The sequence below is a fragment of the Streptomyces blattellae genome (genome assembly GCF_009709555.1).
Classification (GTDB): domain Bacteria; phylum Actinomycetota; class Actinomycetes; order Streptomycetales; family Streptomycetaceae; genus Streptomyces; species Streptomyces blattellae.
Genome location: NZ_WJBG01000162.1, coordinates 23,873 through 50,834, shown reverse-complemented (window position 1 = coordinate 50,834; position 26,962 = coordinate 23,873). Strand labels below are relative to the sequence as shown.

At 70.9% G+C, this 26,962-nt stretch carries 21 protein-coding genes; 10 read left to right on the top strand and 11 right to left on the bottom strand.

The features are described 5' to 3' along the window. On the top strand, nucleotides 1-1,178 hold a 1,178-nt coding region (locus GFH49_RS20645), incomplete at its 5' end, for an FAD-dependent monooxygenase (protein WP_155057570.1). Nucleotides 1,179-1,745: 567 nt separating this feature from the next. On the opposite strand, the gene GFH49_RS20640 is transcribed toward GFH49_RS20645, so the two are convergent. Further along, nucleotides 1,746-2,684: a LysR family transcriptional regulator gene (locus tag GFH49_RS20640; RefSeq protein WP_230396397.1), complete on the bottom strand. Its 939-nt coding sequence runs from the start codon at nucleotides 2,682-2,684 to the stop codon at nucleotides 1,746-1,748. A gap of 70 nt (nucleotides 2,685-2,754) precedes the next feature. Here GFH49_RS20640 and GFH49_RS20635 point away from each other — a divergent pair, with 70 nt between their 5' ends. After that, nucleotides 2,755-3,936 (top strand): TDT family transporter, encoded by a 1,182-nt coding sequence (locus GFH49_RS20635; protein WP_155057569.1) that lies wholly within the window; start codon nucleotides 2,755-2,757, stop codon nucleotides 3,934-3,936. On the opposite strand, the gene GFH49_RS20630 is transcribed toward GFH49_RS20635, so the two are convergent. The 4 genes from GFH49_RS20630 to GFH49_RS20615 all read right to left on the bottom strand — a co-directional run bounded on the left by GFH49_RS20630 (nucleotide 3,863) and on the right by GFH49_RS20615 (nucleotide 9,295). Further along, nucleotides 3,863-4,582, bottom strand: a complete 720-nt coding sequence (locus GFH49_RS20630) for a helical backbone metal receptor (protein ID WP_155057568.1) — start codon at nucleotides 4,580-4,582, stop codon at nucleotides 3,863-3,865. The genes GFH49_RS20635 and GFH49_RS20630 overlap by 74 nt on opposite strands. Next, entirely contained in the window at nucleotides 4,579-5,145 is a 567-nt protein-coding gene (locus GFH49_RS20625) for a helix-turn-helix domain-containing protein (RefSeq protein ID WP_155057567.1), read from the bottom strand. The genes GFH49_RS20630 and GFH49_RS20625 overlap by 4 nt, the downstream gene beginning before the upstream one ends. Before the next feature lie 453 nt (nucleotides 5,146-5,598). Continuing rightward, a complete protein-coding gene (locus GFH49_RS20620) occupies nucleotides 5,599-8,214 on the bottom strand; it encodes an ABC transporter permease/substrate binding protein (RefSeq protein WP_155057566.1) in 2,616 nt (871 codons plus the stop codon). Beyond that, complete coding sequence (locus GFH49_RS20615) at nucleotides 8,207-9,295, bottom strand: quaternary amine ABC transporter ATP-binding protein (protein WP_155057565.1); 1,089 nt, start codon at nucleotides 9,293-9,295, stop codon at nucleotides 8,207-8,209. Before GFH49_RS20615 ends, GFH49_RS20620 begins: the two co-directional genes overlap by 8 nt. 227 nt (nucleotides 9,296-9,522) lie before the next feature. On the opposite strand from GFH49_RS20615, the gene GFH49_RS20610 reads away from it, so the two are divergent. From GFH49_RS20610 to GFH49_RS20595, 4 genes are all read left to right on the top strand, one after another. Beyond that, on the top strand, nucleotides 9,523-10,440 hold the full coding sequence (locus tag GFH49_RS20610; RefSeq protein ID WP_230396396.1) for a 5'-3' exonuclease: 918 nt from the start codon (nucleotides 9,523-9,525) through the stop codon (nucleotides 10,438-10,440). Nucleotides 10,441-10,580: 140 nt separating this feature from the next. Beyond that, nucleotides 10,581-11,423, top strand: a complete 843-nt coding sequence (locus GFH49_RS20605; protein ID WP_155057564.1) for a siderophore-interacting protein — start codon at nucleotides 10,581-10,583, stop codon at nucleotides 11,421-11,423. Nucleotides 11,424-11,637: 214 nt separating this feature from the next. Next, nucleotides 11,638-13,176, top strand: a complete 1,539-nt coding sequence (locus GFH49_RS20600) for an amino acid permease (protein WP_155057563.1) — start codon at nucleotides 11,638-11,640, stop codon at nucleotides 13,174-13,176. A gap of 4 nt (nucleotides 13,177-13,180) precedes the next feature. Next, nucleotides 13,181-14,131 (top strand): RluA family pseudouridine synthase, encoded by a 951-nt coding sequence (locus GFH49_RS20595; RefSeq protein ID WP_155057562.1) that lies wholly within the window; start codon nucleotides 13,181-13,183, stop codon nucleotides 14,129-14,131. Between the two features lie 185 nt (nucleotides 14,132-14,316). Here GFH49_RS20595 and GFH49_RS20590 read toward each other — a convergent pair whose 3' ends face one another. The 6 genes from GFH49_RS20590 to GFH49_RS20565 all read right to left on the bottom strand — a co-directional run bounded on the left by GFH49_RS20590 (nucleotide 14,317) and on the right by GFH49_RS20565 (nucleotide 19,884). Next, on the bottom strand, nucleotides 14,317-15,822 hold the full coding sequence (locus GFH49_RS20590; RefSeq protein ID WP_155057561.1) for a cytochrome P450: 1,506 nt from the start codon (nucleotides 15,820-15,822) through the stop codon (nucleotides 14,317-14,319). A gap of 55 nt (nucleotides 15,823-15,877) precedes the next feature. After that, the gene (locus tag GFH49_RS20585) at nucleotides 15,878-16,498 is read right to left on the bottom strand and encodes a GTP-binding protein (RefSeq protein WP_155057560.1); all 621 of its coding nucleotides are present in this window, start codon (nucleotides 16,496-16,498) and stop codon (nucleotides 15,878-15,880) included. Beyond that, nucleotides 16,479-16,895: a DUF742 domain-containing protein gene (locus GFH49_RS20580; RefSeq protein WP_155057559.1), complete on the bottom strand. Its 417-nt coding sequence runs from the start codon at nucleotides 16,893-16,895 to the stop codon at nucleotides 16,479-16,481. Before GFH49_RS20580 ends, GFH49_RS20585 begins: the two co-directional genes overlap by 20 nt. After that, the gene (locus GFH49_RS20575; RefSeq protein WP_155057558.1) at nucleotides 16,892-17,299 is read right to left on the bottom strand and encodes a roadblock/LC7 domain-containing protein; all 408 of its coding nucleotides are present in this window, start codon (nucleotides 17,297-17,299) and stop codon (nucleotides 16,892-16,894) included. Before GFH49_RS20575 ends, GFH49_RS20580 begins: the two co-directional genes overlap by 4 nt. After that, complete coding sequence (locus tag GFH49_RS20570) at nucleotides 17,296-18,906, bottom strand: ATP-binding protein (protein WP_155057557.1); 1,611 nt, start codon at nucleotides 18,904-18,906, stop codon at nucleotides 17,296-17,298. Before GFH49_RS20570 ends, GFH49_RS20575 begins: the two co-directional genes overlap by 4 nt. A 315-nt stretch (nucleotides 18,907-19,221) precedes the next feature. Beyond that, nucleotides 19,222-19,884 (bottom strand): TetR/AcrR family transcriptional regulator, encoded by a 663-nt coding sequence (locus GFH49_RS20565; RefSeq protein WP_155057556.1) that lies wholly within the window; start codon nucleotides 19,882-19,884, stop codon nucleotides 19,222-19,224. 151 nt (nucleotides 19,885-20,035) lie between these two features. Here GFH49_RS20565 and GFH49_RS20560 point away from each other — a divergent pair, with 151 nt between their 5' ends. From GFH49_RS20560 to atzF, 4 genes are read left to right on the top strand one after another with little or no spacing between them, the layout of a single operon-like run. Next, a complete protein-coding gene (locus GFH49_RS20560; RefSeq protein WP_155057555.1) occupies nucleotides 20,036-20,872 on the top strand; it encodes an urea amidolyase associated protein UAAP1 in 837 nt (278 codons plus the stop codon). Next, complete coding sequence (locus GFH49_RS20555) at nucleotides 20,869-21,504, top strand: urea amidolyase associated protein UAAP2 (RefSeq protein WP_408055928.1); 636 nt, start codon at nucleotides 20,869-20,871, stop codon at nucleotides 21,502-21,504. The genes GFH49_RS20560 and GFH49_RS20555 overlap by 4 nt, the downstream gene beginning before the upstream one ends. After that, nucleotides 21,501-25,013 (top strand): 5-oxoprolinase/urea amidolyase family protein, encoded by a 3,513-nt coding sequence (locus GFH49_RS20550; protein WP_155057554.1) that lies wholly within the window; start codon nucleotides 21,501-21,503, stop codon nucleotides 25,011-25,013. Before GFH49_RS20555 ends, GFH49_RS20550 begins: the two co-directional genes overlap by 4 nt. After that, entirely contained in the window at nucleotides 24,973-26,865 is a 1,893-nt protein-coding gene (gene atzF, locus GFH49_RS20545; RefSeq protein WP_408055929.1) for an allophanate hydrolase, read from the top strand. Before GFH49_RS20550 ends, atzF begins: the two co-directional genes overlap by 41 nt. Nucleotides 26,866-26,962 lie beyond the last annotated feature (97 nt).

Genomic DNA, 26,962 nt, shown 5'->3' with positions numbered 1-26,962 from the left:
CCCTCAGGGCCTCCGGCGCGCAGATCGACCTCCGGGCGCAGGGCGTCGACGTCGTCAAGCGCATGGGACTGCTCGATGCGGTCGAAGCCCGACAGGTGCACGAGGCCGGCTTCGAGATGATCGACAGCGAAGGCCGGGTGAAGGCGCGCATGATGCCGAACACGTCCGGCCGCGGGACCGCGTCCATCACCTCCGAGTACGAGATCATGCGCGCGGACTTCCTGCGCATCCTCTACGACGCCGCGAAGGACAGGGCGGAGTTCAGGTTCGACACGATGATCGAGCGCTTCGAGCAGGACGACGAGCACGTCAAGGTCCACTTCGCCGACGGCTCCTCCGAAACGTTCGACCTGCTGGTCGGCGCGGACGGCCAGGGGTCGCGCATCCGCAGGGCCATCCTGCCTCCCGGCGCCCCGGACCCGTACCGGCGATCGGGCGTGAACGTGGCCTACTGGATCGTCCCCCGCGACGAGTCCGACAGCGATATCGCCACGATGTACAACGCCCCCGGCGGCCGACTCGTCATCCGTCGCAGCCACAGCGAGACCGAGACCCAGATCTACTTCTTCCTCAGGGACAATTCCCCCGAGGCCCGAGCGATCCACAGGAAGCCCGTCGACGAGCAGAAGCGGTTCTATGCGGACAAGCTGCGAGGCGCCGGCTGGCAGACCGATCGCTTCCTCCACGCCCTTGAGTCCAGCGACAACTTCTACTCCCAGGAGGTCGTCCAGATCGTCGCGGAGCGCTGGCACCAGGGCCGCGTCGTCCTCGTGGGGGACGCCGCGCACGGCCTGCCCCCGGCGGGCTGGGGAGTCACGTCGAGCCTCATCGGCTCCTACATCATGGCCAACGAGCTGGAGCGCAACGCCGAGAAGCCGTCGACCGCCTTCGGCAGCTACGAGACCGCGATGCGCCCGTTCATCAAGTCCAAGGAGCCCGCCAGCTTCCGCTCCATGCGAATCCTGCTCCCCAGCTCCCGTCTGGGAATCCGTCTGTTCCACACCGTCGGCCGGACCGCACGACCCGTCATGCAAAACATCTCCAAGCTGAGGGCGAGGCTCTCGACGCTGGCCAGCCGGGACGGGGGCGTGGGCGCCTGGGCGCTGCCCGACTACGACGACCTGCTCTCCCCTGCCGCGGATCGGCCGACGACACAGAACCCGCTCCGCCGAGGCTGACCCGGGAATCCGTGACCGACCCGGCACGCCGTCGGCCAGGCGCACGACGTGGAACGGGTCCGCTGCCGGGGACCGCGTCCGGCAGTTCCCCGGCAGCGGCCTCGAACCCGCTGAACCGTCCATCGCGACTGCGCGATGGACGGCGATCAGGCACAGCACGGAGGAGTGGCATGTCCCAGGCGAGGGAGACCACACTGCGCGCGGACGCGCGCGGGGCACGCCCGCTTCGACCGGAGCGCGGAGACCGACGCGAACGTGTTGCTGCGCCGACACCGGCACGGGAGCACGGCGGCGCACCGGCGGCCACCCGCCGCCCGTAAGGACTCGTCCCCTTGGCCGCTGATCACCCGGTCGCGGCTCCGTAACCCTGCCAGAGCCCGGATCGGGACCGAAACGCCGACTTTTCGCGGGTCAGGGGGCTGCCCACCCCTAAGAAGGTGAACCGCCCGCCCCAGACCCCGGCGGGGACTGCGCCCCCTGCACCCCTCGCAGGTCTCCGCCCCTCCACCCCGATTCGGGGCCCACCCCGGCCCCCCGCCCCTCGAACGCCGGAGAGGCTGATTCTGTCTACCCCCGCGTCAGCGACAGCAACTCCCTCGCCGGGCCCGTGGGGCGGTGGCCGGTCGGCCAGACTGCTCGGAGGTCTCTCGCCAGGGAGACCTCGCTCAGGGGGACGCTGACCAGTCGCCGGAGGGACAGTTCCTCGCCGACTGCGAGTTCGCTGAGGACGGCCGGCCCGGCGCCGCTCACCGCTGCGGCCTTTACCGCTGTGGTGGAGGAGAGTTCGATGAGGGGTCTGGCGAGGCCGCCGAGGGCTGCGTCGAGGACCTGACGGGTGCCTGAGCCCTTCTCGCGGAGGATGAGGGGGGTTGCGGCGAGTTCGTCTGCGGCCAAGGGGCGTCGGCGGCGGGCCCAGGGGTGGTCGGGGGCGGTGACGACGATCAGGTGGTCATGGGCTATGACCACCGAGTCGAGGCCGGTCGGGACCGCCAGGCCTTCTACGAAACCCAGGTCGGCATCGTCGGAGAGGAGACGTTCCGCGACGGCCGCCGAGTTGCCGGCGTGGAGGGACACCGCGGTGTCGGGGCGGGCGGCGCGCAGGGCCAGGAGCCAGCCCGGCAGAAGGTATTCGGCGATCGTCATGCTGGCCGCGACCCGGAGGCGCGAGTCCCGTCGGTCACGCAGTGCCTGGGCGCCCGCGTCGAAGGCCTCGGCCGCCTCGACGATCCTGCGCGCCCAGTCCGTGACCAGCGCGCCGGCGTCGGTGAGGCGGGAGCCGCGTGGGGAGCGGTCCACCAGGGCGACGCCCAACTGGCGTTCCATGGAGCGGATCCGGCTGCTCGCCGCGGGCTGGGTGATGCCCAGTTCGCGGGCCGCCCCGCCGAGGCTGCCGAGCCGTGCCACGGCCAGGAGCAGTTCCAACGCTCCCAGGTCCGGCACCCGGTGGGCGAGGGAGGCCGGGGTGCGATGGGGCTCTCCACGGGCGTCCATGGCGCTGCTGCTCATAAAGACAGGTTATGCCCTCATAGGAACATGCTCCCTGGTCGGCGTCCTCGCTCGACGAGACCGTGGAGACATGGTCACCGCAGCCCAGCCACTCCCCCGGCATAGCCCGCAGCGTGCCACCGCACGACCCCCGCGCGCCACGGTCGTCCGGCACCTCGGGCCGAACTGGTACGCCACCGTCATGGGCACCGCCATCGTCGCCACCGCGGGCGCCACCCTGCCAGCGCCCCTCTCCGGCCTCCCCGGCCTGCGCACCCTCTGTACCACGGTGTGGGCCTGCTCCCTCCTCCTGCTCGCCGGAGTCCTCTGCGCCCGGGCCCTGCACTGGGTGCACCATCGCGACCAGGCCCGCGCCCATCTCCGCGACCCGGCCGTCGCGCCCTTCTACGGCTGCCTCGCCATGGCCCTGCTGGCCGTCGGCGGCGGCGCCCTCACCGTCGGGCGGGACTGGATCGGGACGGACGCGGCGGTCGCCCTCGATGCCGTGCTGTTCACCGCCGGTACGGTCGTCGGGCTCGCGGCGGCCGTCGCCGTCCCGTACCTGATGGCCGTACGGCATCGGGTGGAGCCGCTTCAGGCCACGCCCGTGTGGCTGCTGCCCCTCGTCGCGCCCATGGTCTCGGCCGCGCTCGGGCCGCTCCTGGTGCCCCATCTGCCGCCGGGGCAGGCTCAGGAGACGCTGCTGCTCGGCTGCTTGGCGATGTTCGGGGTGAGTCTTCTCGGGACGCTGCTCATGCTGCCGCTGGTCTTCGGCCGGCTGATCACCGGGGGGCCGTTGCCGCTCCCGCTCACGCCCACGCTCTTCCTCGTGCTGGGGCCGCTCGGGCAGTCCACCACCGCCGTCGGCCACTTCGCGGACGTGGCCCCCGGGGTCGTGCCCGCGTCGTACGGCGACGGGTTCGGGATGCTCGCCGTCCTGTACGGCGTGCCGGTGACGGGCTTCGCACTGCTCTGGTTCGTGTTCGCCGCCGCCCTTGTGGTGCGCGCCCGGCGGAACGGGATGCGGTTCGCCATGACCTGGTGGGCGTTCACCTTTCCGGTCGGCACGTGTGTCACCGGTGCGGAGGCGCTGGCACGGCACACCGGGCTCGTCGCCTTCGAGTGGCTTGCCATTGGCCTGTACGTCGTCCTGGTCGCCGCCTGGGGCACGGCCGCCCTGTATACGATGCGCGGACTCGTCAGCGGTGAGCTGCTCGCAGGGCCTCGGCCAGCACCCGGGGGGCCTCGGCCAGCGACGGCCCGTACCAGGTGAGGTGGCGTCCGCCGACCAGGGCGCAGGGCAGATCCGGGAAGGCCTCCGGGCCGTCGTCCGCCGTGAAGCGGTACGGCTCGTCCGGGAGCACCACCAAGCCGGGGGACGCCGCGCGGAGTTCGGTCACCGGGATGCGGGGGTAGCGCTCGGCGTGGGTCGCGTACAGGTTGTCCACGCCGAGGCGGGACAGTACGTCGCCCGCGAAGGTGTCCCGGCCCACGACCATCCAGGGGCGGCGCCAGACGGGGACGACCGCCGTCGTGCGGGCCTGCGGGGCCGGGAGCGCCGACCAGGCCGTCTCCGCCTCGTCCAGCCAGCGGGGGCGGCTCTTCGCGCCGCACGCGGTCAGCATCCGGTCCAGTTCGGTGAAGGCCTGCGGCACGCTGCGCACCTCGGTGACCAGGACGGCGATGCCTCTGGAGCGCAGGGCCTCAAGGTCCGCCGGCTGGTTCTCCTCCTCGTTGGCGACGACCAGGTCGGGCCGCAACGCGGTGATCCTGCCGATCGCCGGGTTCTTGGTGCCGCCGACGCGGGGGACGTCCAGGTCCGCCGGATGGGTGCACCAGTCGGTGGCGGCGACGAGGGTGCCCGGCAGCGTCCTGGCCACCGCCTCGGTGAGCGACGGGACGAGGGAGACGACTCTCACCGGTGCGGCCGATCCCGGACGGCCTCGATGTGCTCGGCCACCGCGACGACGACCACCCGGGTGTCCGGCTCGGTGGCACGCCAGCGGTGACGCACCCCGCCGGTGAGGTACAAGGTGTCGCCGCGGCCCAGGCGGTAGGCGCGGCCCTCCGCCTCGATCTCCACCACTCCGTCGGCGATGTACATCAACTGGTCGTTGCGGTACTGGAATTCGCGGCCCGCGTCGTGGTCGCCGGTGAACTCCGAGGCGTGCATCTGGTGGTGACCGCGCACCAGGGAACGCGTGCTGGGCTGCGGACCCGTGTCCCCCTCCGCGCGGACGACGTCGACGCTGCACGCGGGGTCGGCGGCGGCGAGGAGTTCGACGGCGGTGGTGCGCAGGGCGTCGGCCATCTTCTCCAGGGAGCTTCTGCTGGGGCGCGCGCGGTCGTTCTCGACCTGGCTCAGGAACGGGACCGACAGGCCGCTGCGCTCGGCCACGACGGCGAGCGTGAGGTCCAGCGCTCTGCGCCGCCGCCGTACGGCCGCGCCCACGCGAAGCGGTTGTTCTTTGTGGTCGCCCATCGCTCCGGCTCCCTCCTTCGCTCGTCCTCGTCGGTCCGCCGCCCGCACCGCCATCCGGGCGCACTCCTTCTGATGAGTTCTCTGCACCCTACGCATGTTCGGCAAACCGTTTCATGCGCCTGTCACATCGCCGGCACACAGAGTGCGGGACGATCTGGCAGTTCTCGCCAGTAGATCAGCTCTGCGGATTCTCCGTGCGGGGATTCCTCCTTAGGGGCGAAGAGGCCGATCAGGAGGGCCGGGTGACCGGGGGCCGAGCCCTGACCTTCGTTCAGCACGAAAGGGGTGCTGTTCAGTTCAATGCGCGCACGGTCCCCCGTGTTCCCGGGCTCGGGGGTGACGTAGCCCTGTGTGGTTGTCCGGATCCTTTTCGTAGGCGCGGACATACGACGGCGCGCGCCCCGGTCCGTCAGGTGCCGGGGCGCGCGCCGGTCGGCGGCTGTGCGGCCGGAGTTATGCGGTGGCCGGGGTCATCCGGTTCACCATGTCCGGGTGCTCGTCGAGCCAGGCGGCGACGGCCTCCTCCTCGTGGCCCTGACCGCGGTCCTTGATCTCCTGCTCCAGGGTGCCGAGCTCGTCCTCGCTCATCGTGAAGTTCTTGATCCACTTCGTGAGCTGCGGGTACTGCTCGGGGAAGTCCTGGCTGGAGATGGTGCGGATCGTGTTGCCCTCGCCGAAGTACTTCTCCGGGTCGGCGAGCTTGGTCAGGTCGTACTCGCTGTACGCCCAGTGCGGCGACCACAGGACGACGGCGATCGGCTCCTTCTTGGCGTAGGCCCGCTTGAGCTCGGCCAGCATCGCCGGCGTGGAGCCGTCGACGACGTCGTACTCCTTGTCGAGTCCGTACCCGGGCAGGACCTTCGTCTTCAGGAGGTTCATCTCACCGGTACCCGGCTCGATGCCGATGATCTTCCCGTCGAAGGTGTCGGCCTTGCCCTTGAGGTCTTCAAGGGAGTCGACGCCCTTCACATACGAGGGGACGGCGACCTCCAGAGACGTCGGTTCGTACCAGGTGCCCAGGTCGTTGAGTCTGTCCTTGTGCTGATCCCAGTAGTTCGACTGGGCGTACGGCAGCCAGGCGTCGAAGTTGAGATCGAGGTCGCCGGAGGCCAGGCCGGTGTAGACCGGGCCGACGTCCATCTGCTTGAGGTTCAGCTGGTAGCCGCGCCGCTCCAGGACGTTCTTCCACAGGTAGGTGACGGCGATGTCCTCGTCCCAGGGGAACCAGGCCACGTCCAGCGGGCGCTGCGCCTCGGCCGGGGTCGCGGCGCTCTGCACCGGGGCCAGCTTGTCGACGAGCCCCGGGTTGTCCGCCAGCCAGGTGCGTACCGCTTCCTGCTGCTTGCCCTGGCCGGCCTTGTTGATCTCCGACTCCAGGCTGGTGAGCTGCTCCTCGCTCAGCTTGAAGTCCTTCAGCCACTGGCCGACGACCGGGTTCTCCTCGGCGAAGCCCTTGCGCGCGAGGGTGTGCACGTCGTCGCCCGAGCCCCAGGCGCCCTTCGGGTCCGTGAGCTTCTTCAGCTTGTAGTCGCTGTACGCCCAGTGCGGCGACCAGAGCGTGACGACGATCGGCTCCTGCTTGTCGTAGGCGCGCTTGAGCTCGGCCAGCATCGCCGGCGTGGAGCTGTCGACGACCTTGTACTCCTGGTCGAGGCCGTACGCCTTGAGGACGTCGCTCTTGAGCAGGCTCATCATGCCGGCGCTGGACTCGATGCCGGTGATCTCGCCGCCGAACTCCGCGGACTTGCCCCTGAGGTCGCCGAGGGAGTCGACGTCCGTCATGTAGGCGGGCACGGCCAGCTCCAGGGAGGTGGGGCCGTACCAGGCGCCCAGGTCCTCCAGCTGCTTGCCGTACTTCTTCCAGTACTGCTCGTGCGTGACCGGCAGCCAGGAGTCGGTCTGGAAGTCGATGTCGCCCTGGGAGAGCGAGGTGTAGAGCGGTCCGGCCTCGAACTGCTTGGTCTCCACCTCGTAGCCGCGCTGCTCCAGCACCTCCTTCCAGAGGTAGGTGGAGGCGACGCCCTCGTCCCAGGGGATGTAGCCGATGCTGATCTTCTTGCCCTGGCCGACGTTCGTACCGCCTCCGGCCGCCTGGGTCTCGTCGCTGCCGCCGAAGACGCCCATGCCGCCCGCGACGAGGGCGAGGACGACGACGCCGATGACGGCGACCGACGGACGCGGCCGGTAGGACCAGATCTTCAGGCCCTGGGCGGCGCGCAGCCGGGCGGCGGCCCGGCGGCCCAGCGGCGAGACCTGGGTGCCCAGGGCGCTGGTCATCCGGTCGAGGTAGATCGCGAGGATCACGATGGCGATGCCCGCTTCGGCGCCCAGACCCACGTTGAGCTGGCCGATGGCCTCGTTCACGTCGCCGCCGAGTCCGTCGGCGCCGACCATGCCGGCGATGGCGGCCATGGACAGGCCGAGCATGATGACCTGGTTCACGCCGGCCATGACGGTGGGCAGCGCCAGCGGGAACTGGACGCGCAGCAGGATGTCGCGCGGGCTGGTGCCGAACGCCTCGGCGGCCTCGACCAGTTCCTTGTCGACCTGGCGGATGCCCAGCTCGGTCATGCGCACGCCGGGGGCGAGCGCGAAGATCAGGGTGGCGACGATGCCCGCCGCGGCCCCGCTGCCGAAGAACAGGATCGCCGGAATCAGGTAGACCATCGCCGGCAGCGTCTGCATCAGGTCCAGCGCGGGCCGTACGACCGCGCTGACCCGGTTCGACCGTGCCGCCCAGATGCCCACCGGGACCGAGATGACGAGCGCGAGGACAGTCGCGACGAAGACCAGCGACAGCGTCATCATCGCGTTCTCCCACAGCTCCAGGGAGATGATGAAGGCGAATCCCGCGAAGGTGAGGACGCCGGCGAGCGCGCCGCGCAGCCAGCAGGCGATCACCGCGAAGATGCCCGCGAGGAGCAGCGGTTCGGGCGCCTGCAGCACGGAGTCGACGCCGTCGTAGGCGCCGCGGAAGACCTCTTCGAGGAAGTCGAAGAGCCATCCCAGGTGGGTGGTGAGCCAGTCGACCGCGTCGTTGACCCAGGAGCCGAACTCGATCCTAGGCACCGGCCGTCACCTTCTCTCCGCCCTTGTCGCGCGGGGAGTCGCACGGCTCGGGGGTCCCGGTCTCGTCACCGAGGAAGCCGACGAGCCGCTGCCGCGGTACGACGCCGACCAGCTTCCCCTTTCCGTCGAGCACGGCGACGGGATGGGACAGGCGGGCGCTGATGGCGCACAGTTCGGCGAACGGGGTGTCGGGCGTCGCGGTCGCGCACCGGCAGTCGGCCTCGTCGCCGCGCGGCTCCGTGTCCATGACCGAGGACGCGGTCAGGACGCGGGAGCGGTCGACGTCCTTGGTGAAGGAGGCGACGTAGTCGTCGGCGGGGCGCACGAGGATGTCCTCGGCGGTGCCGATCTGGACGATGCGGCCGTCGCGCATGACGGCGATGCGGTCGCCCAGGCGCATGGCCTCGTTCAGGTCGTGGGTGATGAAGACGATGGTCTTCTTCAGTCGCTGCTGGAGCTGGAGAAGCTGGTCCTGCATATCGCGGCGGATCAACGGGTCGAGCGCGCTGAACGACTCGTCCATCAGCAGCAGATCGGCGTCCGTGGCCAGCGCGCGGGCCAGGCCCACGCGCTGCTGCATGCCGCCGGACAGCTCGTCGGGCCAGGACTTCTCCCAGCCGGCCAGGCCGCACAGCTCCAGCGCCTCGGTGGCGCGGTTGTCCCGCTCTGCGCGGGGCACTCCCTGGACGGCGAGTCCGTACGCGGCGTTCTCCAGGACGCTGCGGTGCGGGAACAGCGCGAAGTGCTGGAACACCATGCTGATCTTGTGCGCGCGGACCTCACGCAGTTCCCGGGCGCCGAGAGCGGTCAGGTCCTGTCCGTCGAACCGGACCTGTCCCGCAGTCGGCTCCAGGAGCCCGTTGAGCATGCGCAGCAACGTGGACTTGCCGGATCCCGACAGGCCCATCACAACGAATATCTGTCCGGGTTCCACGGTGAAGGACGCGTCGATCACCGCGGCGGTGGTGCCGTCGGCCCGCAGCTCGTCCCGGTCGGCACCCTGCCGTAGCCGGTCGACTGAGTCGTCCGGTCGTCTGCCGAACACCTTGTACAGATGCTCTGCCTCAAGCCTTGATGACACGCGTACCTCTCTGCTCGGCGGCCAGGAAACGGGCGGCGTCGGCGCAAGAGTTGACATGCGCAACCGGCATCGCTCCGAGCCGCGCCTGCCCTCCCCCTAGCTGGTCAAACGAATCAGTGGTCCAGTTCACAGGGCTTTTACCTATCCGTCGCAAACCCGATGAGCTGGGCATACGGGTGACGCATCCGAGTGACTGTCGGTGCCGTACGGCATGATGGCGAGCCGTGATGGGACGACTGATGCTCCTCGACACGGCCTCGCTCTATTTCCGCGCCTATTTCGGCGTTCCCGACTCGGTGAAGGCCCCGGACGGCACGCCGGTGAACGCCGTGCGCGGGCTGCTGGAGTTCATCGACCGACTGGTCAGGGACCACCGTCCGGACGCGCTGGTGGCATGCATGGACGCCGACTGGCGGCCGCAGTGGCGGGTCGAGCTGATCCCCTCGTACAAGGCGCACCGGGTGGCCGAGGAGCACGAGGCCGGCCCGGACGAGGAGGAGGTGCCCGACACGCTGTCGCCGCAGGTGCCGGTCATCGAGGACGTCCTGGACGCGCTCGGCATCGCACGCGTGGGCGTCGAGGGGTACGAGGCGGACGACGTGATCGGCACGTTCACCGCCCGCGCCACCGGCCCGGTCGACATCGTCACCGGCGACCGCGACCTGTACCAGCTGGTGGACGACGCGCGCGAGGTGCGTGTGCTGTATCCCCTCAAGGGCGTCGGCACGCTCCAGCTCACCGACGAGGCATGGCTGCGCGAGAAGTACGGCGTCGACGGGCGGGGGTACGCGGATCTGGCGCTGCTGCGCGGCGACCCGAGCGACGGACTGCCCGGCGTGCCCGGCATCGGCGAGAAGACGGCGGCCAAGCTGCTCACCGAGTTCGGCGACCTGGCCGGGATCATGGCCGCGGTCGACGACCCGAAGGCCAAGCTCACCCCGTCCCAGCGCAGACGGCTCGACGAGTCGCGGCCGTACGTCGCGGTGGCGCCCACGGTCGTGAAGGTCGCGGACGACGTCCCGCTGCCGGACGTCGACACGACCCTGCCGCACGCGCCGCGCGACCCGGCTGCGCTGGAGAAACTCGCGGTCCGGTGGGGTCTGGGCGGCTCGTTGCAGCGGCTGCTGGCGACACTTGGTACATGACGGTCACGGTCATGTGATGAGTGCCATATCGATACATGCGATATCGGCGTGAAGCTCTCAGACATTCTTCACGCGCGAGGTGTTAACTGGGGGGAAGTGCTAACTTAGGTATACCTAAGCTAAGGGAACAGGAGGCCGTCATGGCAGAACGTCCGGCCCGCAGGCCAAAGCCCTACGCCGCACAGGTCGTGCGCACCGAACGACTGACCCCCCACATGCAGCGAGTCGTACTCGGCGGCGACGGGCTCGCCGGCTTCGCGGCGGACACCTGCACCGACCACTATGTGAAACTCCTGTTCCCCAGCGGGGGCGCGACGTACCCGGAGCCCTTCGACATGGAGCGGATCCGGGCCGAGTTCCCCCGCGAGCAGTGGCCGGTGACCCGGACGTACACCGTGCGCCACTGGGACGGGGAGCACCGCGAGCTGACCCTGGACTTCGTCATCCACGGCGACGAGGGGCTGGCCGGACCCTGGGCGATGCGGGTGCAGCCCGGTGAGACCGTGCTGCTCATGGGCCCCGGCGGCGCCTACGCCCCCGACCCGGGCGCCGACTGGCATCTGCTCGCCGGGGACGAGAGCGCGCTGCCCGCCATCGCCCGGGCCCTGGAGGCACTGCCCGCCGGCGCGAAGACCTTCGCCTTCGTCGAGGTCTCGGGCCCCGAGGAGGAGCAGAAGGTCGACTCCGACGTGGAGATCGTCTGGCTGCACCGCGGGGACCGGCCCGTCGGCGAGACGCTGGTGGAGGCCCTGCGGGCGCTGGAGTTCCCCGAGGGCCGGGTGCACGCGTTCGTGCACGGCGAGGCGGCCTTCGTGAAGGAGCTGCGCGCGCTGCTGCGGGTCGAGCGGCAGATCCCGCGCGAAGACCTCTCGATCTCCGGCTACTGGCGGCTCGGCCACAACGAGGACGGCTGGCAGGCGAGCAAGCGGGAGTGGAACGCGCGTATCGAGGCGGAGCAGGAGGGTGCGGCGCCCGCCGCGTGACACAACGTATTGAGGCGGCCCGCGCGTTCACGGCGCGGGCCGCCTTCGTGCTTATCCGCTTGATGACCGGTCGCCGTTGAGGTACCCGGCGGCAAAGGCGTGAGCAAGTGGGCCCGCCGTGGACATGCCGGCGTGACGCACCCGAAACAGGTGCTCCCTAATTTCTGTCACGCGACAGGAATTCAGCCCTTCCACGCCGAAGGCAGGTGCCGCCGTGGCCTCCACTTCAGGAACCCCCGCCGACGTACGTCCCGACTTCCCGGAGCCGTCCGACGACGGCGCTCTCGCCGAGTTCGGCTACCGCCAGGAGCTGCACCGCAGCCTCGGCGACTACGCCTCGTTCGCGGCCGGGTTCTCCTTCATCTCCGTACTGACGACCGTCTTCCAGTTCTTCGCGTTCGGGTACGCGTTCGGCGGCCCCGTCTTCTTCTGGGCCTGGCCGGCGGTGCTGATCGGGCAGCTGCTGGTGGCCGCCTGCTTCGCGGAGCTGGCGGCGCGCTATCCGATCTCGGGCGCGATCTACCAGTGGTCGTCGCGGCTGTCGAACCTCACCTTCGGCTGGTTCGCCGGCTGGATCATGGTGATCGGGCAGATCGTGGTGGTCGCGGCGGCGGCGCTCGCCCTGCAGGTGGTCCTGCCCGCCATCTGGTCCGGCTTCCAGCTGATCGGCGACGACCCGGCCCCCACCTCGGCGAGCGGCGCGGCCAACGCGGCGCTTCTCGGCGTGCTCCTGCTGGCCCTGACGACGCTGGTGAACGTCCTCGACAACCGCATCATGTCGCTGGTCAACCGCATCGGCGTCACCGCGGAGATCATCGGCGCCGTCCTCATCGTCGTCCTGCTGTTCACCCACTCCGAGCGCTCCCCCAGCATCACCTTCGAGACGGGGACCGCCGCCGAGCCGGGTCTGGTGGGGGCGCTGCTGGTGGGCTCGTTCACGGCGGCGTACGTGATGATCGGGTTCGACAGCGCGGGCGAGATGAGCGAGGAGACCCACGCCCCGCGACGCACCGCGCCCCGCACGATCCTCACCGCGCTCGGCTCGGCGGGCCTGCTCGGCGGCCTGATCATCCTCGGCGGTCTGCTGGCCGCGCCGAGCCTCACCGACGGCCGGCTCGGCGTCGAGGGCCTGAGTTACGTCCTCACCAGCAGCCTGGGCGACGGCGTAGGGCGTGCCCTGCTCGTCGACGTGGTGGTGGCGATCGCCGTGGCGACCCTGGCGATCCAGACGGCGGCCTGCCGGATGCTGTTCTCCATGGCCCGCGACGGCCAGCTGCCCTTCGCCGGCCGCCTCGCGAAGGTCAACCCGCGCACCGGCATGCCCAGCGCGCCCGCCCTCGTCGTCGGCGTCCTCGCCGCCGCCCTGCTGCTGCTCAACTTCGCCTCCCCGGAGGCGTTCCTGGCCATCGGCACCACCTGCATCGTGCTGCTCTACCTGGCCTACGCCATGGTCACCGGTCCACTGCTGCTGCGCCGCCTGCGCGGCGACTTCTCCACCGACGGCACCGACGAGCAGGGCCGCCCCCTGTTCTCCCTCGGCCGCTGGGGCATCCCGGTCAACGCCATCGCCCTGCTCTACGGCCTGTTCATGACGGTCAACCTGGCATGGCCCCGGGCGGCGGTGTACGACCCGGCGGGCGGGCACTGGTACTTCCGGTGGTTCACGGTGCTGTTCCTCGGGGTGACCGCGGTGGTGGGTGCGGCGTACCGGATCTGCAAGAGCCGGTCGGCTGCCGAGGTCTCGTACGCTTGACCGGGTGAGACGTAAGACCCGGATTCCGCCCTCGCCGCTGCCGCAGCGCGACGGGGTGGATGCGGTGCGGGTGCGGCTGCCCGTCGAGGGGCCGTGGGGCACGGTGCGGGAGCATCTTGTGGAGCGGCTTTCGGGGGCGGGGGCCGGGGTCGTCGACGGGATGTTCGGCGACGGGCTGTTCGTGGGGGCGGACGGGCGGGCCGTGGCTCCGGACGCGCCCTATGTGCCGGGGATGTTCGTGTGGTTCCACCGGGAGCTGCCGGACGAGGTGCGGGTGCCGTTTCCGCTGGAGGTCGTGTACCAGGACGAGCACCTCGTGGTCGTCGACAAGCCGCACTTCCTTGCGACCACGCCGCGCGGCAGCCATGTCGCCGAGACCGCGCTCGCCCGGCTGCGGCGCGAACTGGGCATCGAGACGCTGGGCGCCGCGCACCGGCTCGACCGGCTCACCGCGGGGCTCGTCCTGTTCACCGTGCGGCCCGGGGAACGCGGTGCGTATCAGACACTGTTCCGCGACCGGCGGGTGCGCAAGGAGTACGAGGCCGTCGCACCGTACGATGCCGGGCTCGCCCTCCCCCGGACCGTACGCAGCCGGATCCTCAAGGAGCGCGGGGTGCAGGCCGCCAGGGAGGTCGAGGGAGCCGTGAACGCCGTGAGCCGCGTCGAGCTTCTCGAACGGCGAGGCGACGGACTGGGGCGCTACCGGCTCATCCCGACCACCGGGCAGACTCATCAGCTGCGGGTCCACATGAGCGCGCTCGGGGTGCCCATCCTCGGCGATCCGCTGTATCCGGAGGTGACCGGTCCCGTGCCGGCCGGTGACTTCCGGCGCCCGCTCCAACTCCTCGCCCGTTCACTGGAGTTCACCGATCCGGTCACAGGGGTCGAGCATGCCTTCCGGAGCGGGCGGGTGCTGGAGGCGTGGGCGTCGTACGACATGTGGCGCTCCACTTGACGCTTTGACGCTCCGCTTGTGGGGCGGTTCGCTCGCCGCGGGCGGTGGGGGCTGGTCGCCCCACGCGGCGGAGCCGCATATCGGCACAGCCCCGCGCCCCTCATGGGGCTCTGCACCACACGTCGTCGACGAGCAGCGGGGCGGCAGCCCCCGGTCGGTGGCAACCGCCCCGTTGGTTCCGCCGGTCAGTCGCCGCGCCACCAGCGCAAGAAGCGGCGCCAGGCGCTTGGGCGGTGGGGTGGTTCGGTGGGGGCCGGCGTCGGAGTGGGGGCGGCCGGATGGACGGCGGCGGGGGCCGTGGAGGGTGCCGGCGGGGTCGGCTGGGGTGGGAGGGTGCCGATCTGCCAGGTGTCCCGCTGTTGCGGGATGGGGGCGTGGCTCGGCTTCTGCATGACGTCCTGCTGCGGCTTCGGTGCGAAGCGGACCGGCAGTTCCACGAGGTGGCGGGAGGCGATCGACTCGGTCCACTGCAACTCGTCCTCCTCGCAGTCGAGTTGGACGTCCGGCAGCCGCATCAGCAGCGCGTCGACGCCGACGTCGGCGATGGCGCGGCCGAGATCCTGGCCGGGGCACTCGTGCGGGCCGCCGCCGAAGGCGAGATGGGAGCGGTTGCCCTGCATGTTGGCGGACAGGTCGGGGCGTACCCGCGGATCGACGTTGCCCGGGGCGGGGGCGAAGAGCAGCCCGTCGCCCTTGCGGATGCGCTTGCCGCCCAACTCCGTGTCGTTCTTGGCGAAGTAGGCGAAGACGGTGCTGAACGGCGGCTCGTCCCACAGCGACTGCTCGACCGCCTCGGGCACGGTCATCTGGCCGCCGTTGAGCTGGGCGAGGAAGCGCGGGTCGGTGATGACCATGCGCAGCGCGTTGGAGAGCAGGTTGACCGTGGCCTCGTATGCGGCGAAGAGCACCAGGCGCAGGTGTTCCCTGACCTCGTCGTCGGTCAGCCGTGCCGGGTGGGTGATGAGGTGGCTGGCGAAGTCCTCCTGCGGCCGGGCGCGGCGGGCGACGGTGAGCCGGCTCAGCGCGTCCATGACGTAGGCGTGGCTGGCGATCGCGGTCTCGGTGCCCTTCAGCGCGTCACGGGCGGCCTGCACCATCCGGTCGTCGTACTCGTCGGCCATGCCGAGGACTTCGCACATCACGGCCATCGGCAGATGCTCGGCGAACTGGCTGACCAGGTCGGCCTTGCCCTTCTCGCAGAACTCGTTGACGAGGCGCTGGGTGTAGCGGTTGATCTGCCGGCGCATGCTGCGGTGGTCGATGGTCGACATGGCCCCGGTGACCGCGCTGCGCAGCCGCTGGTGCTCGTCGCCCTCGGCGTGGGCGCAGATGGGCTGCCAGGCGATGTGCGGCATCAGCGGGTGGTCGGGCTTGACCATGCTCTGCACGAGCGGGGTCCAGGTGCGGCTGTCCCGGCAGAACTGCGAGGGCGTGCGCACCATGTGCAGGTTCTCGGTGTGACCGAGGACGATCCACATCGGCACGTCGTCGTGGAGCAGCACGGGGGCCACCGTGCCGTGCTCGTCGCGCAGTTGCTCGTAGAGGTCGCTCAGGTCCGCCGCCTCGGGACCGTAGAGCCGGTACAGTCCCCCGGGGCCGGTGCCGTGGGCGGGGCAGCCCGGGGGCGGACCGGTGAGCGGGTCGGTGAGCGGACCGTGCGTACCGGTCCGGGAGTGGGATTCAGGCGTCACAGGGGGTCGCTCCGAAAAGGGTTCCGATTGTGTTGGGGAGTGGCGCATACGGCGGTCAGGTCAGCGCGCCCGTCATCGCGAGCGAGTGCAGGAAGCGCATCAGGGTCATGAGGGTGTCCCGGCTGGAGGCCCGGCGGCGTGCGTCGCACTCCACGATGGGGATCTCCTCGGGCAGGTCGAGTGCGGCGCGCAGGTCGGCCATGGGGTAACGGGGCGCGTCGGGGAAGGAGTTGACGGCGACGACGAAGGGCACGCCGCGCTCCTCAAGCCGCCCTATGACGTCGAAGCTGACTTCGAGCCGGCGGGTGTCGATGAGTACGACGGCACCCAGTGCGCCTTCGAACAGTCCGTTCCACAGGAACCAGAAGCGTTCCTGGCCCGGGGTACCGAAGAGGTACAGCACCAGCTGGTCCGTGATGCTGATACGGCCGAAGTCCATGGCCACGGTGGTGGCCGTCTTGGTGTCGGAGCCGTAGTTGTCGTCGACTCCGATACCGGCCTGCGTCATGGTCTCCTCGGTGGTCAGCGGTTTGATCTCGCTGACGGAACCGACCATGGTCGTCTTGCCGACGCCGAAACCGCCGACGATCACGATCTTCACCGCGGCCTGGGCCGTGTGCGGCAGATGGTCCTCGGTGCGTGGGCCCGGGATCGTGTCAGAGCTTTTGAAGTCCATGCATCACCGCTTCGAGGAGGGTCCGGTCGGCGATCGACTGCCGCGCGATCGGGGCGCGCGCCTGTACCAGGTCGGCCGCCAGCAGCTCGGTGAGCAGCACCGTCATCACGCTGTACGGCAGGTTGAGGTAGGCCGAGAGCTCGGCCACGGACAGCGGGGCGGTACACAGCCGGAGCAGCGCCGTCTGCTCGGGTGTGGCGGAGAGCGGCGGGTCGGCGCACGCCACGATCAACGTGACCAGGTCGAGGTCGGCGCGGGCACCGTCCTCGCCGGAGATCACATACAGCCGCTCGACCTTCTTGGGCCTTTTGCCCCCGCCGTCCGTAGGGGTCGGAGGCGGGGGCGGGGTTGGTGGTGCCGCCGTGGGGAATCGCCGCCGGCGTTGCGGAGGAGTCATACGGTCTGCCCGTTGCGCCTCGGCGGACTGGTGAGATGGGCGCCGATGCGGATGACCAGGTCGCTCATGCGGTTGCTCATCAGCCCGGGTTCGGCGAACGTGTCGGACAGCACCGCGAGATAGGCGTTGGCGCCGGCGGCCATCAGATAGAAGTAGCCGCCGTTGATCTCGATGAGGACCATCTTCATCTTGCCGTCGCTGTCCGGGATCTCCTGGGCGACCGCGCCGGCCAGGCTCTGCAGGCCCGCGCAGGCCGCGGCGACCCGGTCGGCCGCGTCCGGGTCGCCGCCGTGGCGGGCGATGCGCAGGCCGTCGGCGGAGAGCACCACGATCATCTCGATGCCCGGTACCCCGTCGGCGAGATCCTTGAGCATCCAGTCGAAGTTGGCTCGCGATGGGATCACTTGAGGTCCCCCTCGTCGTCGGCCGGGGCATGGGCCGGCTCGTTGGTCGGCTGGGTGAGTGCGGTGGGGTCCTGGTCGCGCTTGAGGCCGTTCCAGAACGCCTCCACCCACTGCCCGGGTACGGTCTCGTCCTTCTCTTCCGGTTCGGGCTCGGGCTCCCTCGCCCAGACGGAGGTCTGGCCGGCCTCCCGGGCGGCCGCTTCGGCGCGCTCGAAGGCGGCCTGCTCGGCGAGCCGCTGGCTGAGCGGGATCTGGACCCGGCGGCGGCGCTGCGGCAGGCCCTGGGCGGTCCACTCGGTGACGACGGGGATGTCGTCCTCCATGGAGACCGACCCGGGGATCTTGGGGCTGGTGGGGCGGCGCCGCTTCTCCTTGCGCTTGGGCCCTTCGATCGCGCCGAGTTCGGGCTTGGGGGCGCCGGCCACGCCGATGCCGTGCGCGTAGGCGGTGGCGGGCTCGTCGGTGATCATCTCGCGCGGTACGACCATGACGGCGCGGACACCGCCGTATGCCGAGGTACGCAGCGAGACCTGCATGTCGTAGCGCGAGCAGAGACGGCCGACGACGGAGAAGCCGAGGCGCGGGCTCTCGGTGAGGTCCTGGAGGTCGCTGGCGGTCTTGGCGCGTTCCAGCATGCCCTCGACGCGGGCGCGGGACTCCTCGCTGAGGCTGACGCCGGCGTCCTCGATCTCGATGGCCACGCCGGTCTGCACCTCGACGGCGTTGACGTGCACCTTGGTCTGGGGCGGCGAGTAGCGGGTGGCGTTGTCGAGGAGTTCGGCCGCCGCGTGGATGACGGGCTCGATGGAGATGCCGCGGATGTTGACCTTGGCGATGGAGTCCAGCGAGATGCGCCGGTACTCCAGGATGCGGGACATGGCGCCGCGCAGCACGCTGTACAGCGGCACGGGCTCGGGCCACTGGCGGCCCGGTCGGCCGCCGCCGAGGACGGAGATGGAGTCGGCGAGCCGGCCGATCAGTGCGGTGCCGTGGTCGATGCGCAGCAGGTCGTCGAAGACCTCGGGGTTGCGGCCGTGGTCCTCCTCCATCTCCCGCAGTTCCTTGTTCTGCTGGTGGACGATGGCCTGGACGCGGCGGGCGATGTCGACGAAGGAACGCTGTGCGGAGTCACGCAGGTCTTCCTGGTAGCTGATGACTTTGAGCACCGACTCGATCAACAGCAGCTGTGATTCGGGGAGTTCGCGGTAGGACGGGTCGATCTTGCCGAGGTCGCGCATCACCTCGAAGACGGCTTCGCCGCAGCGCAGCCGGTAGATCGCGGCGGGCAGGATCTCCTCCGCGAGGCGGCGGATCTCCCCGTCGTGGGAGGCGAGGCGCTGTTCCAGGTACGCGCTGTGACGGGCGTGCTCGGCGCGCACGTTCCGCAGGGTGCGGCCGCGGCGGACGGCTTCGGCTGCCATGCCGATCACCAGCAGGGTGGCGATGGCGCCGCACAGGCCGACGGCCGTCCGGGCCGGTCCGGTCACCAGGGCGACGGCGGCTCCGGTCGCCGCGGCCATCGTTATGGCGGGCAGCAACAGCAGGCGCGCGTACGACAGTTCACGTCGACGAGGCGGAGAGGCGGGAGGAGTGTGAACGCTCACCATGTAGGCCCTCTGAAACGAATCGGCGGGGTGTCGGGGGAGCTTGCAGGGGGTACGTCTTGGAGTTGTCGGGATCTTCTGCATGTTTGGGAACAAGCGCACGAATATGTGCCAACTCGGTGCGCTGCGGGCGAGCTTAGTCCGACCGGATCATCGCTGTGTCATATTCAGCAAGCACCTGAAATGGGGCGCGGGTCAGGAGTAACCTCGGCCCCATTTGTACGCTCAGAGATCCTTCGCACACGATGCGTCACGACGTGCGACTGTACGAAGAACACTCACCGTGACGTATGAAGATCGCGCCGGCGTCGGCGGCGCTCAGATCCCGGCGATCCGCAGCGCCGCGTCCGCCGTGGCCTCGGCGAACACCGAGACGGGCCGCTCGGGTTCGGACCGGTGGACCAGGATGACACCCTCGATCAACCCGAACAGCAGATCGGTCCGCAGGGTGAGCTCGCTCTTGGACAGTGCGCCGCCCGCGGCCGTGGCGGCCAGCAACTGCCGGTAGGCGTCCTTGAGTTCGGCGCGCACGGCATGGAAACCGGCGAACCGCTCGGCCCGCACCTCCGGCAGCAGATACAAACCGCCGAGATTGTGCGGGCCGCCGCACAGCAGCTTCACGTCGGCGCGGCACAACGCCCAGAGGCGGCTTTCGGCCGGGGTGGTGTCGTCGGCGAGCAGTTCCCGCGCGTAGGCCAGCGACGGGGTGACCGTGGACTCCAGGAGCGCGGCGAGCAGCTCCTCCTTGCCGGAGACGTAGTGGTACATGGACGCCTGCCGCATGCCCGCGCGCTCGGCGACGGCGCGGGTGGTGGTGGCCGCGTAGCCGTGTGTCGTGAACAACTCGGCGGCGGCAGCAAGGAGTTCTTCACGCGGCTCAAGCCCGCTGTCCGGCCGCTGCGCGACGCGCGGCCTGCCGACGCGTCGCCCCCTGCCCGCACCCGGCCCCCCGCCCGCACCCGGCCCCCTGCTCGCACCCATCCGTCGATCCTCGCATATCGGCGCGGGTCGTGATCGCTGTGAAGAATCGATAACCGGACGGAAACCGCCGGGCAATGCCGGTGACGCGGTCCGTGCCTAATTTCTGTCGAGCGACAGAAATAAAGACACCGACCGGAACCGGAGGGCCGCGATGACGACGGGGAAGGCAACAGCGACCACTTACGGAGCCCGTGCGCATGCACGCGCCCAGGACGGCACACGTACCGAGGCCATGCCTGTCGTCCCCGCCGCCGACTGGCCGAGGCCGCCCCGCGAGGCGGGCCGGCTGGTGTGGGCGGAGACGGTGGCGGGCGGCAACTACACACACCGGGTGCTGGCCCGCGGCACCGAGCTGCGCCTGACCGACCTGCACGGGGACGCCTGCGCGCATCTGCTGCTGTACGTCGCCGACCGGCCCTGGGAGCGGCTGAACGTCGCCGACACGGTCAAGGTGCAGTGGAACGCCTACCTCGGCGCGGGCCTGCTGCTCCTCTCCGACCAGGGCCGCGTCCTCGCCTCACTGGTCGCGGACACCTCCGAACGGCACGACGCGCTCTGCGGCACCTCCACCCTCGTACGCAACACCGAGCGGTACGGCGACGGGGCCCCGCAGTCCGGCTCACCGGCCGGACGTGAACTGTTCAAGCTGGCCGCCGCGAAGAACGGCCTCGAACCGCGTGACCTGCCGCCGTCGCTCTCCTTCTTCCAGGGCGTCGAGGTGCGCGAGGACGGCGCCCTGGACTTCACCGGCTCGGCCGGCCCGGGCGGCAGTGTGACGCTGCGCGCCGAGCAGGACCTCACGGTGCTGATCGCCAATGTGCCCCACCCGGTCGACCCACGGGACGACTACGTCAGCACGCCGCTGGAGGTCCTCGCCTGGCACGCCGAGCCGACCAAGGCCGGCGACCCGCTGTGGGACACCTCCCCCGAGGGCCGCCGGGCCTTCCTGAACACCGCCGGATTCCTTGCCGCGAGGGGGCTCGCATGAGCATGAGCACCGGCACCAGCACCAGCACCAGCACCAGCACGACGGTCGTTCCGGCCCGCGCCGCCTGGTCCTCCGTCGTCCGCTCCGGCGGGACCCTCACCATCACCGACCTGCACGGCAACCAGGCCGTCGACTTCCTGGTGTACGACGCCCACGACACGTCGGTCCGCTACAGCGCGCCCGACACGATCCACGCGCAGGGCAACATCTTCCTCACCACCGGCAGTGTGCTGATGTCCAGCGAGCACACACCGCTGATGACCGTGGTCGCCGACGACGTGGGCCGGCACGACACGGTCGGCGGCGCCTGCTCCAAGGAGTCGAACACGCTCCGCTACGGGCACCACACCTGGTCGCAGCACGCGTGCGTGGACAACTTCCTGGCGGAGGGCTCGAAGTACGGGCTGGGCAAGCGGGATCTGGTCTCCAACGTCAACTGGTACATGAACGTGCCGGTCGAGAAGGACGGCACGCTCGGCATCGTCGACGGCATCTCGGCCCCGGGCCTCTCGCTCACCCTGCGCGCCGAACGCGATGTGCTGGTCCTCGTCTCCAACTGCCCGCAGATCAACAACCCGTGCAACGGCTTCGAGCCGACGGCGGTGGACATGACGATCGGGGGGCCCGGGTGAGCTTCGACACGCTGCTGGTCGCCAACCGCGGCGAGATCGCCGTACGGATCATCCGCACCGCCCGCGAACTCGGTCTGCGCACGGTCGCCGTGTACTCCGACCCGGACCGCTGCGCACCGCACGTCCGCGTCGCCGACCAGGCGGTACGGCTGGGTCCGGCGCCCGCGAAGGAGTCGTACCTCGATGTGGACCTGGTGCTGAAGGCCGCCAAGGACACCGGCGCGGGCGCGATCCATCCCGGGTACGGCTTCCTGTCCGAGGACGCGGCCTTCGCGCGGCGCTGCGAGGACGCCGGGATCGTGTTCGTGGGCCCGACGCCGGAGCAGCTGGAGCTGTTCGGCGCCAAGCACACGGCACGGGCGGCGGCGCAGGCGGCGGGGGTGCGGCTGGCACCGGGCACGGGGTTGCTGGGATCGGTCGAGGAGGCCCTGGAGGCGGCCCGGGCGATCGGCTATCCGGTCATGCTGAAGGCGACCGGCGGGGGCGGCGGTATCGGCATGTCGGCCTGTCGGTCCGCCGGTGAACTGACCGGGTCCTGGGAGCGGGTGCGGCGCGTCGCCGCCGCGTCCTTCACCTCGGCGGGTGTCTTCCTGGAACGGCTCGTCGAGAACGCCCGCCATGTCGAGGTGCAGGTCTTCGGCGACGGCGCGGGAAAGGTCGTCACCTTCGGCGACCGGGACTGCTCGCTCCAGCGGCGCAACCAGAAGGTGCTGGAGGAAGCGCCGGCGCCCGGGCTGCCGGACCATGTGCGCCGACAACTGGCCGTCGGCGCCCGTGACTTGTGCGCCTCGGTCGGCTACCGCTCCGCCGGAACCGTCGAGTTCGTCTACGACGCCGTCCGCGAGGAGGCCTGCTTCCTGGAGGTCAACACGCGCCTCCAGGTCGAGCACCCGGTCACCGAGGAGATCTACGGTGTCGACCTGGTCGCCTGGATGCTGCGGCTGGCCCGCGGCGAGAGGGACGTCGTACGCGACCCGGGCACGCCGCACGGCCACGCCGCCGAGGCACGCCTCTACGCGGAGGACCCGAGCCGCGACCACCGGCCCAGCGCCGGCCTGTTGACGCGGGTCGAGTTCCCGCCGGGCGTACGGGTGGACGGCTGGGTGGAGACGGGCACCGAGGTGACGACGGCGTACGACCCGCTGCTCGCGAAGGTCGTCGCGTACGGCCCGGACCGGGAGCACGCGCTGCGGCGGCTCGACGCGGCGCTGGCCCGCACTCGGGTCGACGGCATCGAGACGAACCTGGGCCTGGTGCGGGCGGCACTCGCGGACCAGGAGTTCGGTGCGGCCCTGCACTCCACGGCCACCCTCACACGGGTGAGCGATCCGACCCCGCGCATCGAGGTCGTCTCCGGCGGGCTGCTCACCACGGTGCAGGACTGGCCGGGCCGCACCGGCTACTGGCAGGTCGGCGTGCCGCCGTGCGGCCCGATGGACGACCGGTCGTTCCGGCTGGGCAACCTGGCGCTGGGCAACCCCGAGGGCGCTACCGGGCTCGAATGCACCCTCCAGGGACCGGCGTTGCGGTTCACGCAGCCGATGACCGTGTGCGTGACGGGTGCTCCCGCGCCGGTGACCGTCGACGGTGCGCCGGTCGCGCAGTGGGAGCCGGTGACGGTGCCCGCGGGGGCCGTGCTGGAGGTCGGGGCGCCGACGGAGCACGGGCTGCGGACGTATGTGCTGGTCGCGGGCGGTCTGGACGTGCCCGCGTTCCTGGGCAGCGCGAGCACCTTCACGCTGGGCCGGTTCGGCGGGCACGGAGGGCGGGCGCTGCGGACCGGCGACGTGCTGCACGGGGGGACGGTCGCGGACGGCACCCCCGTCCCGCTCGCGGACCGTCCCGCCTTCGGCGCCGCATGGCACATCGGCGCGGTCGAAGGCCCCCATGCGGCACCGGAGTTCTTCACCGAGGACGACATCCGGGACTTCTACGCGGCCGACTGGAAGGTGCACTTCAACTCGGCGCGGACGGGTGTGCGGCTGGTCGGTCCGAAGCCCCGCTGGGCCCGCGCGGACGGAGGTGAGGCGGGCCTGCACCCGTCCAACATCCACGACACTCCGTACTCCGTCGGCTCCGTCGACTACACCGGCGACATGCCGGTGCTGCTGGGTCCTGACGGGCCCTCGCTGGGCGGGTTCGTGTGCCCGGCGGTGGTGCTGAGCGCGGAGCGGTGGAAGCTGGGGCAGCTGCGGCCGGGGGACACGGTGCGGTTTGTGCCGGTGGACGTCGACGGGGCGGGGCGGGCGGAGATCGTGGACGGTGGGGTGCTGGCGCGGGACTGCGATGTGACATATCACAGGAGCGGCGACGACAGCATCCTCGTCGAGTTCGGCCCGATGCAGCTGGACCTCGCCCTGCGCATGCGCGTCCACGCACTGATGGAAGCGATCGCCGGGGAGTCCCTCGACGGGATCACCGACCTCACACCCGGCATCCGCTCCCTCCAGATCCGCGCCGACCCGCGACGCCTCCCCCAGCACGAACTCCTCGCCGCCGTCAGGGAAACGGTCTCCTCGCTCCCGCCCTCCGACGAACTCGTCGTCCCCTCCCGCACCGTCCACCTCCCCCTCTCCTGGGACGACCCGGCGACCCGCGAGGCCATCGCCCGCTATATGGCGGGCGTGCGCGACGACGCGCCCTGGTGTCCGTGGAACATCGAGTTCATCCGCCGCGTCAACGGACTCGACTCGGTGGCGGACGTGTACCGCACGGTGTTCGACGCGGAGTACCTCGTACTCGGCCTGGGAGACGTCTATCTGGGCGCACCCGTGGCGACCCCGCTCGACCCGCGGCACCGGCTGGTCACGACCAAGTACAACCCGGCACGCACCTGGACGGCCGAGAACTCGGTCGGCATCGGCGGGGCGTATCTGTGCGTCTACGGCATGGAGGGCCCGGGCGGCTACCAGTTCGTCGGCCGTACGACCCAGGTGTGGTCGGCGTGGCAGCAGCGCGGTGCGTTCGAGCCGGGGTCGCCGTGGCTGCTGAGGTTCTTCGACCGGATCAAGTGGTATCCCGTGGACGCCGGGGAACTGCTGGAGTTGCGCGCCGACATCACGTCCGGGCGCTTCGTCCCGCGTATCGAGGAGGGCACGTTCTCGCTCGCCGAGTACCAGGCCTTCCTCGCCGAGAACGCCGAGTCCGTCGCCGCGTTCCGGGCCCGGCAGGGCGCCGCGTTCGCGGCGGAGCGGGACGCGTGGGAGGCGGCGGGCGAGTTCACGCGAGCAGAGACCGCGGCGGCGCCCGCGGCACCGGCTGCCGAGGTGCGAGTACCGGCGGGCGGTCGCCTCATCGAGGCCGAATTCCCGGCGTCCGTATGGCAGTTGAACGTCTCCCCGGGCGACGAGGTGACCGCCGGTCAGCCACTGCTCGCACTGGAGGCGATGAAGATGGAGTCCAGGGTCCACGCACCGGTCGACGGCGTGGTGGCCGAGATCCTGGTCGGCCCCGGGGACCAGGTGGAGGCTGGCACGGCCCTGGCCGTTCTCGCACCCGCCACGAGCTGACGAGCACCACGGCGGAGCGCGGACCGCCCGGCCGCCCGCGCTCCACGACGAGCCGACAAGCACCACGGCGGAGCGCGGACCGCCCGGCCGCCCGCGCTCCACGACGAGCCGACAAGCACCACGGCGAAGGCGGAGGCCGCCCGGACATCTCCGCCCCGCACCCCCGCGAACCGAGGAGCGACAATCGATGCCGACCGCCCTGTCCCGTGTCCGTGCCGCCTACGACCGCGTCGAGGCCGTGGACCGACCCGAGATCTGGATCGACCTGCGGCCGCGGGGGGAAGTCGAGGAGGAGGCTGCCGCGCTCGACGAACGTGTGGCGCGCGGTGAACGGCTCCCGCTCGCAGGGCGGCTGCTGGCTGTGAAGGGCAACATCGACGTCGAGGGGCTGCCCACTACCGCGGGGTGCCCGTCGTACGCCTATGAACCCGAAGCCGACGCACCGGTGGTCGCCGGTCTCCGTGCGGCCGGCGCGCTTGTCCTCGGCACCACGAACCTCGACCAGTTCGCGACCGGCCTCGTCGGCACCCGCTCTCCTTACGGTGCCGTGCGCAATGCCCACGACCCCTCAAGGATCAGCGGCGGTTCCAGTTCCGGATCGGCCACCGCGGTAGCGCTCGGCATCGTGGATTTCGCCCTCGGCACGGACACCGCGGGCTCGGGCCGGGTCCCGGCCGCGTTCAACGGCATCGTCGGCCTCAAGCCCACCCGGGGGCTGGTCCCGACGGAGGGGGTCGTCCCGGCCTGTGCCTCGATCGACTGCGTGACGGTGTTCGCACGGACGCTCCCGGAAGCCGAGCAGGCGTTGTCGTACATGACCGCGCTGCCGCAGCGGCTCCCCCCTCGCCCGCCGGGCCCCTGGCGGATCGCGGTCGCGGGGCCGCAGCAGCTCGGCGAGCTGGATGCGGGCTGGGCGGCGGCGTACGAGGCGGCCGTCCGGCAGGTCGCGGTGGCGGGGGCCGACGTGCGGACGATCGACCTGACCCCCTTCACGGAAGCCGCCGCGATGCTCTACGAGGGCGCCTTCGTCGCCGAGCGCTACACCGCCGTGGGGAGCTTTGTCGACACGTTGCTCTCTGAAGGCGGTGGCGGCCTCGACCCCACCGTCACCGGCATCATCACCCGCGCCCGCGACATCCCGGCCCACCAGCTCTACGCGGACCAGGAGCGGCTCGCCACCCTGCGCGCCCAGGCCGAAACCGAACTCGGCGACGCGGACGCCCTGTTGCTGCCGACCGCCCCCGGACACCCCACCCTCGCCGAGGTCGCCGCCGATCCCCTGGGCGCCAACGCCCGACTGGGCCGCTTCACCAACTCCACCAACCTGTTCGACCTGGCGGCGGTGGCCGTCCCGGCGGGCGAGGTGAACGGCCTCCCCTTCGGCGTGATGCTGATCGGCCCGGCGTTCACCGACGAGCGGCTGGCGCGGATCGCCGGGCTGCTGCAGCCGGAGATTCGGCTCGCGGTCGTCGGGGCCCACCTGTCGGGCCAGCCTTTCAACCCTCACCTCCTCGCGCTGGGCGCCCGGTTGGACCGTACGACCACCACCGCACCCGTCTACCGCCTGCACGCACTAGCGACCACCCCGCCCAAACCGGGCCTCGTCCACGTCGGAGCGGACGGCGCCGCCGTCGAGGCCGAGGTGTGGCGCCTCCCGGCGGAGGGCCTGGGACGTCTGCTGTCCGCACTCCCCCGCCCGATGGCGCTGGGCAGCGTCGAACTGGCCGACGGCAGCCGCGTCCCCGGTTTCCTGTGCGAGCCGGGAGCACTCGACGGGGCGGCCGACATCACGTCGTACGGCGGCTGGCGCGCGTATCTCGCGGCGACTCCGTCGGCGCAGCCGCCGCTTTAGCCGCGGTCACGACCGTCGGGGGCCGCAGCACCCTGCCCGCTCACCAGGGAACCCCAGACCATCCCGGGGAATCGGGGAGGACGCCTCCGACGACCGG

Excerpts from the sequence above, each read along its gene's own strand:
- GFH49_RS20565 (WP_155057556.1), bottom strand. The coding sequence starts at position 19,884 with ATGGGTGCGAGCAGGGGGCCGGGTGCGGGCGGGGGGCCGGGTGCGGGC.
- GFH49_RS20570 (WP_155057557.1), bottom strand. The coding sequence starts at position 18,906 with ATGGTGAGCGTTCACACTCCTCCCGCCTCTCCGCCTCGTCGACGTGAA.
- GFH49_RS20555 (WP_408055928.1), top strand. The coding sequence starts at position 20,869 with ATGAGCATGAGCACCGGCACCAGCACCAGCACCAGCACCAGCACGACG.
- GFH49_RS20560 (WP_155057555.1), top strand. The coding sequence starts at position 20,036 with ATGACGACGGGGAAGGCAACAGCGACCACTTACGGAGCCCGTGCGCAT.
- GFH49_RS20610 (WP_230396396.1), top strand. The coding sequence starts at position 9,523 with ATGGGACGACTGATGCTCCTCGACACGGCCTCGCTCTATTTCCGCGCC.
- GFH49_RS20625 (WP_155057567.1), bottom strand. The coding sequence starts at position 5,145 with ATGGGCGACCACAAAGAACAACCGCTTCGCGTGGGCGCGGCCGTACGG.
- GFH49_RS20580 (WP_155057559.1), bottom strand. The coding sequence starts at position 16,895 with ATGACTCCTCCGCAACGCCGGCGGCGATTCCCCACGGCGGCACCACCA.
- GFH49_RS20585 (WP_155057560.1), bottom strand. The coding sequence starts at position 16,498 with ATGGACTTCAAAAGCTCTGACACGATCCCGGGCCCACGCACCGAGGAC.
- GFH49_RS20640 (WP_230396397.1), bottom strand. The coding sequence starts at position 2,684 with ATGAGCAGCAGCGCCATGGACGCCCGTGGAGAGCCCCATCGCACCCCG.
- GFH49_RS20605 (WP_155057564.1), top strand. The coding sequence starts at position 10,581 with ATGGCAGAACGTCCGGCCCGCAGGCCAAAGCCCTACGCCGCACAGGTC.
- GFH49_RS20635 (WP_155057569.1), top strand. The coding sequence starts at position 2,755 with ATGGTCACCGCAGCCCAGCCACTCCCCCGGCATAGCCCGCAGCGTGCC.